15 protein-coding genes and 1 riboswitch are annotated in these 14,607 nt (G+C 69.8%); of the genes, 2 read left to right on the top strand and 13 right to left on the bottom strand.

The features are described 5' to 3' along the window. Positions 1–65: 65 nt before the first annotated feature. Genes D7325_RS00635 through btuB form a run of 12 tightly spaced genes read right to left on the bottom strand, consistent with a single transcriptional unit; the run spans position 66 to position 11,313 of the window. Positions 66–797 (bottom strand): adenosylcobinamide-GDP ribazoletransferase, encoded by a 732-nt coding sequence (locus tag D7325_RS00635; RefSeq protein ID WP_120993089.1) that lies wholly within the window; start codon positions 795–797, stop codon positions 66–68. Next, the gene (gene cobC, locus D7325_RS00630; protein WP_120993087.1) at positions 794–1,369 is read right to left on the bottom strand and encodes an alpha-ribazole phosphatase family protein; all 576 of its coding nucleotides are present in this window, start codon (positions 1,367–1,369) and stop codon (positions 794–796) included. The genes D7325_RS00635 and cobC overlap by 4 nt, the downstream gene beginning before the upstream one ends. Next, complete coding sequence (cobT, locus tag D7325_RS00625; protein WP_120993085.1) at positions 1,366–2,418, bottom strand: nicotinate-nucleotide--dimethylbenzimidazole phosphoribosyltransferase; 1,053 nt, start codon at positions 2,416–2,418, stop codon at positions 1,366–1,368. Before cobT ends, cobC begins: the two co-directional genes overlap by 4 nt. Further along, on the bottom strand, positions 2,415–2,936 hold the full coding sequence (gene cobU / locus D7325_RS00620) for a bifunctional adenosylcobinamide kinase/adenosylcobinamide-phosphate guanylyltransferase (protein WP_120993083.1): 522 nt from the start codon (positions 2,934–2,936) through the stop codon (positions 2,415–2,417). Before cobU ends, cobT begins: the two co-directional genes overlap by 4 nt. After that, complete coding sequence (locus D7325_RS00615) at positions 2,933–4,411, bottom strand: cobyric acid synthase (RefSeq protein WP_120993082.1); 1,479 nt, start codon at positions 4,409–4,411, stop codon at positions 2,933–2,935. The genes cobU and D7325_RS00615 overlap by 4 nt, the downstream gene beginning before the upstream one ends. Beyond that, positions 4,408–5,400 carry a threonine-phosphate decarboxylase CobD gene (gene cobD, locus D7325_RS00610; protein ID WP_120993080.1) on the bottom strand — a complete coding sequence of 331 codons (993 nt, stop codon included), beginning with the start codon at positions 5,398–5,400 and terminating at the stop codon, positions 4,408–4,410. Before cobD ends, D7325_RS00615 begins: the two co-directional genes overlap by 4 nt. Continuing rightward, positions 5,393–6,304 carry an adenosylcobinamide-phosphate synthase CbiB gene (gene cbiB / locus D7325_RS00605; protein ID WP_120993078.1) on the bottom strand — a complete coding sequence of 304 codons (912 nt, stop codon included), beginning with the start codon at positions 6,302–6,304 and terminating at the stop codon, positions 5,393–5,395. Before cbiB ends, cobD begins: the two co-directional genes overlap by 8 nt. A 16-nt stretch (positions 6,305–6,320) precedes the next feature. After that, on the bottom strand, positions 6,321–6,965 hold the full coding sequence (bluB, locus tag D7325_RS00600; RefSeq protein WP_120993076.1) for a 5,6-dimethylbenzimidazole synthase: 645 nt from the start codon (positions 6,963–6,965) through the stop codon (positions 6,321–6,323). Further along, entirely contained in the window at positions 6,962–8,269 is a 1,308-nt protein-coding gene (locus tag D7325_RS00595) for a cobyrinic acid a,c-diamide synthase CobB (protein WP_120993074.1), read from the bottom strand. Before D7325_RS00595 ends, bluB begins: the two co-directional genes overlap by 4 nt. Beyond that, positions 8,269–8,880 (bottom strand): cob(I)yrinic acid a,c-diamide adenosyltransferase, encoded by a 612-nt coding sequence (gene cobO / locus D7325_RS00590; protein WP_120993072.1) that lies wholly within the window; start codon positions 8,878–8,880, stop codon positions 8,269–8,271. The genes D7325_RS00595 and cobO overlap by 1 nt, the downstream gene beginning before the upstream one ends. After that, on the bottom strand, positions 8,877–9,458 hold the full coding sequence (locus D7325_RS00585) for a hypothetical protein (protein ID WP_120993071.1): 582 nt from the start codon (positions 9,456–9,458) through the stop codon (positions 8,877–8,879). The genes cobO and D7325_RS00585 overlap by 4 nt, the downstream gene beginning before the upstream one ends. Positions 9,459–9,480: 22 nt before the next feature. Next, positions 9,481–11,313: a TonB-dependent vitamin B12 receptor gene (gene btuB, locus D7325_RS00580; RefSeq protein ID WP_120993070.1), complete on the bottom strand. Its 1,833-nt coding sequence runs from the start codon at positions 11,311–11,313 to the stop codon at positions 9,481–9,483. A 106-nt stretch (positions 11,314–11,419) separates the two neighbouring features. Continuing rightward, a riboswitch (cobalamin riboswitch) is annotated at positions 11,420–11,640 on the bottom strand. A gap of 141 nt (positions 11,641–11,781) precedes the next feature. Between btuB and D7325_RS00575 the strand changes: the two genes are divergently transcribed. After that, the gene (locus D7325_RS00575; protein WP_120993069.1) at positions 11,782–12,585 is read left to right on the top strand and encodes a metallophosphoesterase family protein; all 804 of its coding nucleotides are present in this window, start codon (positions 11,782–11,784) and stop codon (positions 12,583–12,585) included. A gap of 11 nt (positions 12,586–12,596) precedes the next feature. Here D7325_RS00575 and D7325_RS00570 read toward each other — a convergent pair whose 3' ends face one another. Then, positions 12,597–12,917, bottom strand: a complete 321-nt coding sequence (locus D7325_RS00570; protein WP_120993068.1) for a hypothetical protein — start codon at positions 12,915–12,917, stop codon at positions 12,597–12,599. A gap of 254 nt (positions 12,918–13,171) precedes the next feature. Here D7325_RS00570 and D7325_RS00565 point away from each other — a divergent pair, with 254 nt between their 5' ends. Beyond that, the gene (locus D7325_RS00565) at positions 13,172–14,569 is read left to right on the top strand and encodes an alpha/beta hydrolase family protein (protein WP_120993067.1); all 1,398 of its coding nucleotides are present in this window, start codon (positions 13,172–13,174) and stop codon (positions 14,567–14,569) included. Positions 14,570–14,607 lie beyond the last annotated feature (38 nt).

Genomic DNA, 14,607 nt, shown 5'->3' with positions numbered 1-14,607 from the left:
AAGGATCCGTTCGGGCGGCGATCGGCCTTTATAGTCCGCCGCCCCGGGGGCTTGGCAAGTCCCGATTAGGCGAGGGCCAGGGCGACCAGCACCGCACACTCGACCAATTCAACCAGCGCGCCCGCAGTGTCGCCGGTCGTGCCGCCGAGCCGAACCACCATGCGTTGGCGCAGCACCGCCGCACAGCCAACGCCAGCCACCAACGCCAGCAGTCCCGCGCCACCTGAGAGCAGCAGGCAACCCGTGGCGGCCGCAGCGAGCACCGCTTTCAAGCGGCGTGCAGGCAGGTGGTCGGCGAGCGCCTGGCCCAGGCCGCCTTGGCGGACATAGGGCGTGCAGAGAAACAGGCCGGCCAGCGCCGAGCGCGCAATCAACGGCGCGAGCAGCAACGGAGCCAGCCGCGCCTCGTCGACCAGCACCAGCAGTGCCGAGAACTTGAGCAGCAACACGACCACGAGCGTGACGACCGCAATCGGCCCACTGCGTGGGTCCTTCATGATCGCCAGCGTGCGCTCGGCACTGCCCAGCCCACCGAGCCAGGCATCGGCGCTATCGGCAAGACCGTCGAGGTGCAGCGCACCGGTAAGGGCCACCCAGATGGCCAGCAGCAGGGCCGCCTGGAGGACCGCTGGCGCGCCGTTCAGCACGGCGCCGGCCCCGAGCAACAGCAGCCCCAGCAACACGCCGACCACCGGGTACCAAGCCAGCGATGCACCGACCTCCGCAGGACGCGGCGGCTCGGCCAGCCGCACGGGGATCAGCGTCAGGAAGCCGAGCGCGATCTGCAGGCCCTTCACAGCGCCCGCTCCCTTCCCGGCTCTGACGTCCGAGCCATCGCCAGGCGGATCAAGGCCGCATGGCGCACCTCGACCTCGAGCAACCGCGCACGCGGCAAGCCCTGTGCCCGTGCCAGCAGAAGGCGCATGACGCCCGCATGGGTGACGACCAGGACGTCACCCTCCCCGGCGCGTGCATCCTCCATCGCCGCCGTCACCCGGCGCTCGAAATCGACCATGGGCTCACCCTGCGGCGGCGTGAAGGCATAGGGATCGCGCCAGAACCGACCCAGCGCCTCGGCGTCGGTCTCCATCAGTTCAGCGGCGGTGCGGCCTTCCCAGGCGCCGAAGTCCAGCTCCATCAACCGAGGGTCAAGGCGAAGCGGCACGCCCCAGGCCTCGGCGCAGACGGCGGCGAAATCGGCGCACCGCCGCAGCGGCGAGCTGAGAATTCGCTGCCAGCGTGGCGCAGCACCGACCGCCTCGCGCATCTGGCGCCACCCCGTTTCGCTCAGCGGGTCATCCAGCCAACCTCGAAAGCCGCTGCCGCCCGTGGTTTCACCGTGGCGCAGGAGATCCAGCGCAGCTTTCATGCTGGGCGGTCCGAAACCGCCGCCTCGGCGAACGTCGCCATCCCGGCATGCAGCGCCAGCGCCTGACGCACCAGCGGCACCGCCAGCGCCGCCCCGCTGCCTTCGCCCAACCGCAGGCCGAGGTCCAGCAGCGGCTCGGCCCGCAACGCCTCGAGCACCGCCCGATGGCCGGGCTCGGCCGATCGATGACCGAACAGCATCCAGGCGCGGCAGCCAGGGCTCAGTCGCTCGGCCAGCAGCGCCGCGACGGTCACGATATAGCCGTCGATCAGTATCGGCAGGCCCTGCTGCGCCGCCGCCACGCAGGCGCCGGTGAGCGCGGCGATCTCGAACCCGCCCAGGCGCCTCAGCGTTTCGAGGGCATCGGTGCAGGCGGGGCGATGCCGCGCCAGGGCGGCTTCGATGACGTCACGCTTGCGCGCCATGCCGGCGTCATCGAGCCCGGTACCCGGACCGACCAGCGCCGCGGCCGGCATGTCCAGCACGGCGCAGGCCAGCGCACAGGCGGCCGTGGTATTGCCGATGCCCATCTCGCCGCCGATGTACAGCTGCGCGCCGGCGGCTACCGCCCGCTCGACCGATGCCGCGCCCGCCACGAGGGCTGCGCCGCACTGCTCGGTCGTCATGGCCGGGCCTTCGGCGATGTTCGCCGTCCCCCGGCCGAGGTTTAACTGACGGACACCGGCCAGCGCCGGCATGGGTTCGACGGTCCCGAGGTCGATCAGCTCGAGCGACGCGTCGAGCGTCTTGGCGAGTACGTTGATCGCCGCACCGCCGCGGGCGAAATTCGCCAGCATCTGGCCGGTGACCGCCTGCGGGTAGGCGGACACGCCCTCGCTCGCCACCCCGTGATCCGCCGCGAACAGGCCGATGGCGACGCGCTCGAGCTCGGGCCGCACCCGCCCCTGCCAGCCGGCGAAATCCACCGCGAGGCGTTCGAGCCGGCCGAGCGATCCGCGCGGCTTGGTCAACTGGGCCTGCCGCTCGGCCGCGGCGCGCCGCGCCGGTTCGTCCGGGACGGCGCACGGCGCGCGCCAGAAGGTCGTCATAGCGGTTCTCCCTTGAGCACCATCGGCAGGCCGGCGACGGTGAACACCACCCGGTCGGCGCGTTCGGCAATCGCCTGGTGAAGCCAACCGGCTTCATCGACATAACGGCGGCTGAGCTCGCCCATCGGCACTACGCCCAGGCCGGTCTCGTTGCTGACCAGCAGCACCCGGCCGGGCACCGTGACAAGGGCCTCGAGCAGCGCCTCGCGCTCGCGCGACAACCGCGCCGGATTTTCGGCGAGCAGCAGGTTGGTCAGCCAAAGCGTCAGGCAATCGACCAGCAGACAGCGGTCTTCAGCCGCATGGGAAAGCAGCGTTTCCGCCAGGGCCAAAGGCTCCTCGACGAGTTGCCAGGCAGCCGGCCGGCGGGCGCGGTGCTGCTCCATGCGCCGCGCCATTTCCGTATCGAGTGGCTGGCTGGTGGCGACGTAGGTCACCGCCAGGCCCGATTCACTGGCTAGGCGCTCGGCCAACCGGCTCTTGCCGGAACGGGCGCCGCCCAGAATGAGGTCGATCATGCGTCGGCAGGCCTCTTGTCCGATTCGAGTCCGCACAGCGCATCGAGCCGGGCGACATCGAGGTGATTGGCGACCGCATCGGCCAGCCGCTCAAGGTCACGCTCGCGCAGTGCCCGGTAGTCGAAAGGCTCGTCCGCGTGCAGACCGGCCCAGCGCAGCAGCGCGGCGCAGGCACTCGGCGCCTCGAACAGGCCATGCAGGTAGGTGCCGATCACCTGGCCGTCCTCGCTCAGCGCACCGTCGCAGCGCCCGTTCGCCAATCTCGCCAGCGGCCGATCCAGCGCCGGCCCTTCGCTCACCCCGGCATGAATTTCATAGCCCTCGATCGCCGCGTCACCCCATGCCAGCCGTCCGGCGACGGTGCGCAGTTGCTTGTCGGCGCGCAGTTCGGTGCTCATCGGCAACCAGCCGAGCCCATCGCAGGCACCCGGCTCGCCTTCCAGACCGAGCGGATCGGCGATGCGCTGGCCGAGCATCTGGAAGCCGCCGCAAATGCCGAGCAGCTTGCCGCCATAACGCAGGTGCCGGGCGATCGCGACGTCCCAGCCGGCCGCGCGCAACTGGGCGAGATCGGCTCGCACGCTTTTCGAGCCCGGCAGCACGATCAGGTCGGCGGGCGGCAGCGCAGCGCCGGGCCGCACGAAGCGCAAGTCGACCTGCGGATGCAGGCGCAGCGGATCGAAGTCGGTGTGGTTGCTGATGCGCGGCAGCACCGGCACCACCACCCGCAGCAGATGGTCGGCCTTGCGCGCCTGGCGCGTGTCGATGGCGTCCTCGGCCTCGAGGTGGAAATCCATGAGGTACGGCAGCACGCCCAGCACCGGCTTGCCGGTATGGGCTTCGAGCCAGTCGAGGCCGGGCTTCAGCAGCGCGAGATCGCCGCGGAAGCGGTTGATGACGAAACCCGCGACGCGCCCCCGCTCGGTCTCGGACAGCAGCGCGAGCGTGCCGACCAGGTGGGCGAAGACGCCGCCGCGATCGATGTCGGCCACCAGGATCACCGGGCAATCGACCGCCTCGGCGAAGCCCATGTTGGCGATGTCGTCGGCACGCAGGTTGATTTCCGCCGGCGAGCCCGCGCCTTCGACCAGCACGACCCGGTGACGCGCGCGAAGCCGCCGGTGCGACGCCAGCACCGCCTCGCGCGCGGTGCGTTTGTAGGTCTGGTAGGACTTCGCATCCATGTTGCCGACGGCGCGGCCGTGGATGATGACCTGCGCGCCGGTATCCGAGTTGGGCTTGAGCAGCACCGGGTTCATGTCCGTGTGGGGCGCCAGCCCGCAGGCCTGCGCCTGCACGGCCTGGGCACGACCGATTTCGCCGCCATCGGCGGTCACGGCGGCATTGAGCGCCATGTTCTGCGGCTTGAACGGTGCCACGTCGACCCCGCGCCGGGCCAGCCAGCGGCACAGCCCGGCGACCAGGGTGCTCTTGCCTGCGTCGGAGGTGGTGCCCTGCACCATCAAGGTCGTCATGGATGAGCCTGTCGGTATTGGCCAAGCGCATGATCGAGCCGCGCCCAGCCCTGTTCGTCGCCGGGCAGCCCGAAGCGCACGCTGGCCGGATGCCTGAACGACCGCACCAGGATCGCCCGCTCCGCCAGCCACCCAGCCAACGTGGCGGCGTGCTCACACGCCACCCACTGGAACAGCGCCGTCCCGCCGGTCGGCGTCAGGTCATGGCGGCGCAGCAGCCCGGCCAGCCGCGCACCGTCCGCCATCAGACGCTCGCGCTGGCGCACCTGTGCCGGCGCGTCGGCCAGCAGACAGGCCGCCAGGTGGCGCGCCGGGCCGGCGACCGCCCAGGGGCCGAGCTGGACGTCGAGCGAGCGCAGCAGCGCAGGGTCCGCCATCACGAAGCCCAGCCGAGCGCCGGCCAGGCCGAAGAACTTGCCGAACGAACGCAGCACGATCAGCCCCGGCCGGGGCAGATGCGGCACCAGGCTGTCGGCCGGGGTGCAGTCGACGAAGGCCTCGTCCACCACCAGCCAGCCGCCGTGCTCGGCCAGCTCCGCGTGCCACTGAAGCAGCAGCTCGACCGGCAGGCGGCGGCCCGTGGGGTTGTTCGGGTTGACCACCACCAGCACGTCCAGCCGGGGAATCGCCCGGCGTACCGCACCCTCACCGAACTCCAGGACCCGATGGCCCGCCCGTGTCCAGGCCTGCGCATGCTCGCCGTAACAGGGCGACACGACGCCGACATCGGCCACGCCGCGCAGCCTCGGCAGGCACTGGATGGCCGCCTGGGAGCCGGCCACCGGCAGCAGGGCGTCGGTACCGTAATAACGCTGCGCGGCGCCGATCAGCACGTCATCGGGCTCGGGTAGCCGCATCCAGGCGCTCGGCGGGATCGTCGGCAGCGGCGGCGTGCAGGGCGCGATGCCCGTCGAAAGATCCAGCCAGTCGGACAGCGGAATGCCGTGGCGTCGCGCCGCCGCACGCAGGCGTCCGCCATGTTCAAGCATCGAGCCACCCCACCAGCAGGATCGCCACGCACCACAGGCCAGCGCCCATCCACACCAGATCCAGCGCTCGCTCGATGTCGCGCGCGACCGGCGCCGCGCCCTCGCCGAGCGGCGGTCGATCGTGCGATACGCCGTGATAGACCGCCGGCCCGCCCAGCGACACGCCCAGCGCGCCGGCGCCAGCCGCCATCACCGGGCCGGCGTTGGGGCTGTCCCAGGCAGGCGCCTGGCGCCGCCAGCAGCCGAGCGCCCGGCCGGTGTTGCCGAGCAGCGCGTAGGTCAGCGCGGTCAGTTGGGCCGGGACGAGGTTGAGGCCGTCGTCGATGCGGGCCGCCGCCCAGCCGAAGCGCTCGAAGCGCTCATTGCGATACCCCCACATAGCGTCGAGCGTGTTGGCCAGGCGATAGAGCACCACGCCCGGCCCGCCGGCCACCGCAAACCAGAACAACGCGCCGAACACCGCGTCGCTGCCGTTCTCCAGCACCGATTCGGTCGCCGCGCGCGCCACGCCGTCAGAGTCGAGCGCCCGCGTGTCGCGACTGACGATCCGCCCGACCGCGTCGCGCGCCCGCGGCAGATCGCCGGCCCGCAGCGCGGCAATCACCGGCGTTGCATGCTCGCCAAGGCTGCGCAACCCCAGCGCGAGGTACAGCAGCGCGATCTCGACCAGCCAACCGATGCCCGGCAGGCTGCACAGCAGCCAGGCGATCAGCACGGCGGGCAGCACGGCCAGGCACCAGGCCGTGACCCCGTGGCTACGCCAGCCGCGCCCATCGGTACCGTTGAGGCGCGCCTCGAGCCGATCGGCGTAGCGCCCGAACGCCACCAGCGGATGACCGCGGCGCGGCTCGCCGAACGCCTGATCCAGCGCCAGCCCGGCCAGCACACTCGTTACCAGTGCCACGGGGCCTGTCCTTGCGTCATGGTTTCCATCCGTCCTCGTAGATCAGTTCGCCGAGCGCGCGCGGCTGCGTCCAGCCTTCCAACGCCAGCATCGGCGCGGGGTAGAACGCCGCCACCGGGCCCAGGCACAGGATGGCGACCGGCTTGGCTCCGGCCGGCATGTTCAGCAGCGAGGCCAGTTCGAGCGGATCGAACAACGACACCCAGCCCATGCCGAGCCCTTCGGCGCGCGCGCAAAGCCAGAGATTCTGAATGGCGCAGGCTACCGAGGCCAGGTCCATTTCCGGCAAGGTACGACGACCGAACACATGCGGCTCACGGTCGTCCATCAGCGCGGCGACCAGCAGCTCGGCGCATTGGTCGATGCCCTCGACCTTGAGCTTCATGAACGCCGCCCCGCGCTCGCCCAGCGCCTCGGCGGTGCGCAGCCGCTCGCGCTCGACCAGTTGGCGGATGCCGTGGCGCAACGAAGGACGGGTAATGCGGATGAAACGCCACGGCTGCATCAGGCCCACGCTCGGCGCGGCATGGGCGGCCTCCAGCAACCGCGCCAGGGTGTCGGCTGGCACCTCGCCTCCGATGAAATGCCGCATGTCGCGCCGCTCGGCCACCGCCCGATAGAGGGCCGCACGCTCGGCGTCGCTGTAGGCGTGCCGGGTCACGGGTGCAGCAATGCCGCCGCCGCACGGGGATCGGACGGCAGGTAGAAATGGATGTACGAGGCCGTCAGCCGGCCGAGACGAAAGACCGCCTCGGCGGTGCCCCGACCGTTCGGGCAGGCGCCGTGCGCGGCCGGTTCGAGGGCGGTGTCCAGCCGTGAATAGTGGAACGTGTGCCCTCGCAACTGCCCTTCTGGCCATTCGACCGTCTGCAGCGCCAGCGCCACGAGCCGCGCTTGCAGCGCCGCCCGCCCCGGCACCAGGCCGACCAGTTCCGCAGCCTCGCCATTCCGGTCGGCGAGCTGCTCCAGCAGATAGAGCATGCCGCCGCACTCGGCGAGGATCGGCTTGCCGGCCGCGTGGTGTGCGCGAATAGCCTCGGCCAGCGACCGGTTGGCCGCGAGCGTCTCAAGGTGCAGCTCGGGATAGCCGCCCGGCAGGTAGAGGCTGTCCACCGCCGGCAGCCGGTCGTCGGTCAGCGGCGAGAAGAACGCCAGCTCGGCGCCCATCGCCGCGAGCAGGTCCAGGTTGGCCTGATAGAGAAAGGCGAACGCCGCGTCCCTCGCCACGCCGATGCGCACCCCGGCCAGCAGCGGTGGCACGGGCTCGACGGCGGGCGGCTGGAATGCCACCGGTGCCGGCAGCGCGGTATCGGCCGTGCGGGCCAAGGCATCGGCGGCATGATCGAGCCGGCGATCGAGGTCCGCCAGCTCCTGCGCCTGCACCAAGCCCAGGTGGCGGCTCGGCAGTTCGATGTCCGCCGCGCGCGGCAGCGCACCGAACCAACGCAGGGCCGCGGGCGTCGCCTCGCGCAGGATGTCGCCGTGCCGCTCGCTGCCGACCCGATTGGCCAGCACGCCAGCGAACGGCAGGTCCGGCTGGAAGCTCGCCAACCCATGCGCCAGCGCACCGAAAGTCTGCGCCATCGCCGAGCCGTCGATCACCGCCAGCACCGGCACGCCGAAGCGCCGCGCCAGATCGGCCGCCGAGGGGGCGCCGTCGAACAGCCCCATCGCGCCTTCGATGAGGATCAGGTCGGCTTCCTGCGCCGCCGCGTGCAGCAGTGCCCGGCTCTGGGCCTCGCCCACCATCCACAGATCGATCTGGTAGACCGGCTGGCCGCTGGCATGGGCGAGGATGCCGGGGTCGATGAAATCCGGCCCGCACTTGAACACCCGCACCCGCCGGCCAAGCCGGACATGCAGGCGCGCGAGGGCGGCGGTGACGGTGGTCTTGCCCTGCCCCGACGCGGGCGCGGCGATCAGCAGCGCCGGGCACAGCGCGCGGTTGTCGGCCAGCCTGTCCATCAGAACTCCACGCCCGGCTGCGCCTTCACACCCGATTTGAAGGCGTGCTTGATCAGCCCCATGTCGGTGACGGTGTCGGCCGCCTCGATCAGCCCGGCCTGCGCGCCACGTCCGGTGACGACCACATGCTGCATCGAATGGCGGCCCGCGATGTCGGCGAGCACCTTGTCGAGCGACAGGTAGCCGTACTTCAGCGCGATATTGAGCTCGTCGAGGATCACCAGCGCGACTCGTTCATCGGCGAACAGGCCTTCGGCGACCCGCCAGGCCGACTCGGCCATGGCGATGTCGCGCTGGCGGTCCTGCGTTTCCCAAGTGAAGCCCTCGCCCATCACGTGGTAGCTGACCTCATCGGGGAAGCGGCGGAAGAACGCCTGCTCGCCGGTGCTCGCCGCGCCCTTGATGAACTGCACGACACCGACCTTCATGCCGTGCCCCAAGGCGCGGGCCGCCATGCCGAAGGCGGCGCTGCTCTTGCCCTTGCCGATGCCGGTATGCACCAGCAACAGGCCCTTCTCGATCGTCGCCTGGGCGATCTTCTCGTCGATCACCGCCTTCTTGCGCTGCATCCGCGCGAGATGGCGGGCGTCGCGGTCGGCCGATTCGCTCATGACCGCAGCGCGCCCGTGCGTGCGTCAGCCCAGGCGGCGGCTGCGCTGTAGAGCACCGCGGCCAAGGCCACGTACATCGCCATCACGCTCAGGTAGCGCGGGTAGTACTCGGCGATGCGCGGCAGGAAACCGGCCAGATCGGCGCCTGGGTAGTGCCCCGAGAAGAAGTAGAACCCACCGCCCGAAAACACATAGGCGACCATCGCCACCACCGCCAGCGTTACCGCCAACCCGGCGATAGCGACCAGACCCTCCAGCTGCTGCGCGGCAAACAGGCGGCCTGCGAACCACAGAGAACCATAGGCCGGCACCAGCGCCCAGTAGGCCGGCGACAGGCACCAGTCGCTGACGGTGCCGGCCGCCATCGAGCCGAAATCCAGCAGCGATGCCAGCACGAAGAAGCCGGCGAAGCTCCAGCGCGGCCTGAGGAACAACCCCGCCAGGAAGAACACCGCCCAGGAGGCGCTGGGCAGGCTGTCGACGCTGATGGCGTGCTGGCCGCGGGTGATGGCCATCAGCGCGGCCAACGCCAGGCCGATCGCCAGTTGTGCCTTGCCGGTCAATCGAATCGAGCGCATGGGATGTCTCCTGCGTGGGTGGTCAGAGGGCCTGGTAGTGCACGCTGAGGTACAGCGCCTGGCCGGGTTGTTCGTAGGTGGCGGCGGTCTCGTAATCGGCATCGAACAGGTTGGCGACCCGCGCCTGTAGCCGCAGCGCCTCGCTGATCCAGTACGCCGCGCGCAGATCGAGCGTGGCGTAGCCAGGAAGCTCGACGGTATTGCCGGCGTTGTCCCAGCGCCGCCCCTCCGCATGCAGGCTCGCGCCCACGCCGATACGGCCGAAGCGACGGTCCATGTCGAGGTTCAGCAGCTGCTCGGCACGGCGCGGCAGCAGATCGCCCTGCCCGCTGCGGTCCGACGCGTTGCGCGGGTCCTGCAGCGTGGCGTTGGCGCGCCAGTCCCAGCCCAGCCATCGGCTGTCGACGACCAGCTCGAGGCCTCGAATCGACGCGCGATCGAGGTTGTAGGCGCGCAGCCCGTCGCCGGCGTTGAAGTAGGCGATGAGGTCATCGACCTCGTTGTGGAACAGGTTCAGCGACCAGTGGCCCCAGCCCGGCCGACCTTCGAGGCCAACCTCGTAACTGCGCGACTGCTCGGCCTCGAGCAGCGGGTTGCCGTTGCGCGGGTGATAGAACTGATTGAAGGTCGGCGCCTTGAAAGCCGTGCCGTAGCTGGCGGTCAGCCGCAGCGTGTCCGTCAGGGCATAGCCCCAGCCGGCGCCGCCGGTGGTGTGGTCGCCGAAGCGCTCGTTCCAGTCACGGCGCAGGCTGAGCTGCCAGTCGTGGCGTTCATGCCCGCCGAGGTACTGGACGAAGACGCCGTGATTGTCGCGCGAGTCCTCGCTGAACGCGGTGGTGCCGTTGACCTCGTCATGCAGGTAGTCGGCGCCGAGCAGCAGCAGATGGTCGTCGGCCAGGGCGATTTCGTTCAGCCAGGCGAGGCTGTCGCGGCGGGTGTCGATGCGGGTGTCGAAAGCCGAGCCTTGGAAGGTGTCGAGCTTGTCTTCGCTGCGGCCCGCCTGGAGACGGGTGGTCCAGCCCGCGAGCGGTGCATAGCTGGCGCGGGCGCCGTAGACGTTCTGGCGACTGTCGGCGTTGGCTTCGTAGCCCGTGTCGTACTGGTTGTCGGCATCGATGCGCAGCAGCGTGCCGGACACCGCCAGCCCGTTGGCGAACCGGTGCCCGCCGCTGGCCAGGGCCGATTGGCCGTGATAGCCGTCGTCGTCCGCTTCGTAGCCTGCGCTGGGCAAGCGGGCGCTGATGCCCTCGGTGGACTGCCCGCTGACGCCCAGGTTGTACCAGCTCGCCCCGTTGCCGCCGGACAGGCCCGCGCTGCCGCGGGAGCTGTCATGGGTGCCGTAGCCGGCCGAGAGGAACGGCCGCACGCCGTCCTTTTCCCCGCGCCGCGTGAAGATCTGAATGACGCCGCCAATCGCCTCGGACCCGTACAGGCTGGCGCGCGGCCCGCGCACGACCTCGATGCGCTCGATCAGCTCGACCGGGAGATGCTGGAACGGCATGTCGCCACTGGTCGCCGAGCCGACGCGCACGCCATCGATCAGGACCAGCACATGGTTGGCGTTGGTGCCGCGCAGGTAGAGCGAGACGTTCTTGCCCGTCCCGCCGTTGCGGGCGATGTTGATGCCCGGCACGCGCGCGAGCAGGTCCGGCACGCTGGCGGCCTGGGTGCGCTCGATTTCTTCGCGGGTGATGACGGTCGTCGCGGCGATGGCAGCCGCCACCGGGACGCTCGTCCGCGTGGCGGTCACGACCTGCTCGCCGAGCGCCAGGGCCGGCTCGGCAGCCTGCAGGGAACAAAAGGGAACGGCGCCGAGCAGCGCACAGGCGGCCGGCAGAAAGGGCTTGCGGATCAAACTCAGGTCTCCGTCGTGCCACCCGCACGACAATGGTCAGGGTGGGCAGACGGAATGAGGCAGGCAGGCGCACGGAAAAGGCGCCGACCCGCAGCGCCCTCCGCACTGCCAGTTTCTGCGACAGGCCGGTCTCCGGGCTTGCGAGTGGCGGGATCGACCCGCCGGAGAGCCGCACCTTCCCATGCAGTTGCACAGTGGTGTCACGCGGCTTCACCGAACTCGCCTACCGTTGCGGGGGCAGCGCCGGAATCGTCTGGGACTGGACCGGCTTCCCTGTTTCACCCCTCTGGCACGTGGCCAGGGGGCACCTGAGGCGCCGCGAAGGGTAGAGCAAGGTCGACGGCCACGCAACACGACGCGCGGCGCCTGCGCCCGGATTGACCGGAACGCATGGGCGTTCTTGGCTTCGAATGGAAGACGTCAGATAAGACACGACACGGAACCCGACGGCCCGAGGATGCCCGCCCGATGACCACGCTGTTGCAGATTTCCGACACCCACTTCGGTACCGAACTGCCCGAGGTGGTCCGCGCGATGGAAGAGCATGTACGCGAGCATGGCGCCGACCTGCTGGTGTTCTCGGGCGACATCACCCAGCGGGCCCGCCGCGGCCAATTTGCCGATGCCCAGGCGTTCGTCCGGCGGCTCGAAGGGCTGGGCGTGCCGCGAACGCTCGTGATTCCCGGCAATCACGACATCCCGCTGTACAACCTCTTCGCCCGGTTCCTCACGCCCTACCGCAACTACCGCCGGCATTTCGGCGATGACCTCGAGCCGACTTTCGAGAACGAGCACATGCTGGTGATCGGCCTCAACACCACTCACCCGCGCCGCCACAAGGATGGCCTGGTCACGGCGAAGCAGGTCGATACCGTGTGCGAACGACTGGCGCGCAGCGATGCTGGAAAAGTGCGCATCGTGGTGGCCCACCAGCCGTTCGGTGCGATGGTGCTGAGCGATCTGAGCAACCTGCAGCACGGCGCCGACGCGGCACTGCACCGCTGGGCCGATGCCGGCCTGGACCTGGTCATGGGCGGGCATATCCACCTGCCCTACGTGCTGCCGCTGTCCAAGCAGTACCCCGGCCTGTCGCGCGAAATCTGGATGGTGCAATCGGGCACCACGCTGTCGTCGCGGCTGCGCGGCACCTCGCCGAATTCGTTCAACCGGCTCAGGTTGAAGCGCGAAGGCGACAAACAGGTCTGCGTCGAACGCTGGGACCTGCTCGACGGACGTTTCGTCCCCGGCTCGCATTTCAACCTGCACTGGTAGACGCGGCAGAACTAGCGCCGCGGAACGAACCCGGCCGGCTTGCTCGCCAACCAATCGACGAAGGCCCGGATGCGCGCGTCGCCCAACAGCGCATCGCGCGTGTTGTAGGTCAGCGCCAGCTCCTTTTCGCTGAAGACGCGGTGGATCTCGTCATGGCAGGGCCGGCAGACCCAGAGCGTGGCGGTGATGCGCGCCAGCCGGTCGAAGCGCTTCTGCACGTAGCGCTTGTCGTGCAACGCCTTCGGAATGAGGTGATGCCGCGTCAACGGCGCCGCCCGTCCGCACAGCTCGCAGGCGTCAGGTGCGGATGGCAATCGAATGGCCTCGCCCATGCGGGCTCTCTCCCCTGTGGATGCTCATGCGTCGCTCCAAAGCGCGATCGCCGGCAAGGCCCGTATCGCCGCCTTGACCGGACGACGGACGGCGTCGGCCGAAAGAGCGATATTCGACCCGCCGCCTGCCCGACAGGCGAACCGGCGACCCGGACTGCGATCTCACCTCGGCGAACGTTGGACCACCGGATCGGCATCGCAATCGCCATGGTGTCCGAGCGATCGCATCCATAACAACAAGAAGGAGATACCCGATGAATCCCTCCAAGCTGGCCGCCGCCTGTGCTGGCGCGCTCCTGATCGGTACGCTCGGCGTCTCGATCCAGGCGCATGCCCGGCAGACCCCCATCAACCCACCCTACGCGTCCAGCGATACGCGCGAACAGGACAGCCGCACCTTCGTGCCGGTCGTCTCGTCGCTGGACGCCCTCCCAGGCCTGCCGAGCCAGCGCTGGGTCGGCGAGTACCAGGGCTCGTCGTACCAGATCGAAGTGCCCGAGAACTGGAACGGCATGCTCGTGATGTATGCCCACGGCTACCGGGGCGAAGGCGCCGAGCTGATCGTCGGCCCACCCTCCATCCGCGCCTGGCTGTTGCAGCAGGGCTATGCCTGGGCGGCTTCGAGCTACAGTGCCAACTACTACGATGTGCGGGCCGGCATCGAAGACACCAATGCCCTGGCGCTCGCGTTCAGCGAACTCACCGGCCTGCCGGAGCCAACCAAGCGATACATCACCGGACACTCGATGGGCGGGCACATCGCCGCAGCCGCCGTGGAATCGGAAACCCTGGCCACGGCGAACAATCCGGTGCGCTACGAGGGCTCGGTGCCCATGTGCGGCGTGACGGGCGACGTCTATGAATTCGAGTACCTGCTCAACTACACGCTGGCGGCGCAGCACCTGGCGGGGCTCGGGCCGACGACCTTTCCGGCGACCGATTTCCAGCAGAAGCTGCCGCAGATCATCGCGGCGCTGTGGGAGCAGTACCCGGTCCGGCCGTCCCCGCTCGGATTGAAGCTCGAAGCGATCACGCGGGACCTGTCCGGCGGCGAGCGGCCGATTTTCGCCGAGGGCTTCCGCACCGGGCTGCAAAGCGTGCTGCTCGGTACCGGCGGCCGCGACGGCACGGTCAACGGCATCCTCGCCGACTCCCTGGCGGGCAACCTGTCGACCCGCTACCAACTCGATGGCGAACGTCGTACCTCGCCGGAAGAGCGCACCTTCAACAATTCGATCATCCGTGTAGTCGGCCATCCCTCGGCCAACAACCTGCGGCCGGATGGGCTGCGCTGGATTCCGAAGGTCAACGGCAATTTCAACGTTCCGGTGGTGAGCATCCACACGCTCGGCGACCTGTACGTGCCGTTCAAGCACATGCAGATCCATCGCCAGCGCGCCGAAGCGAACGGAAACGGCGACTGGCTGGTACAGCGCGCCATCCGCGCGCCGAGCCATTGCGACTTCAGCTACCAGGAACAGGTCGAGGCGATGGCGGCGATGCTGCGCTGGGAGCAGCAGGGCGTGAAACCGGAAGGCGACGAGGTGCTCGATCCGCAAGTCGTGGCCGACCCGGCCTACGGCTGTCGCTTCACCCGCGATGCGGGACTACCGACACGGGCGTCGCTGCCGGATTGCCCGGAAGCCCCGTGAAACAGCGGGACCTGACGATAGCCGGGTCCCGCCTCCGA

The sequence above is a fragment of the Stutzerimonas urumqiensis genome (assembly GCF_003640395.1).
Taxonomy (GTDB): domain Bacteria; phylum Pseudomonadota; class Gammaproteobacteria; order Pseudomonadales; family Pseudomonadaceae; genus Stutzerimonas; species Stutzerimonas urumqiensis.
Note: the sequence above shows the minus strand (reverse complement) of the source record. Positions and strands in the feature narration are given on the sequence as shown.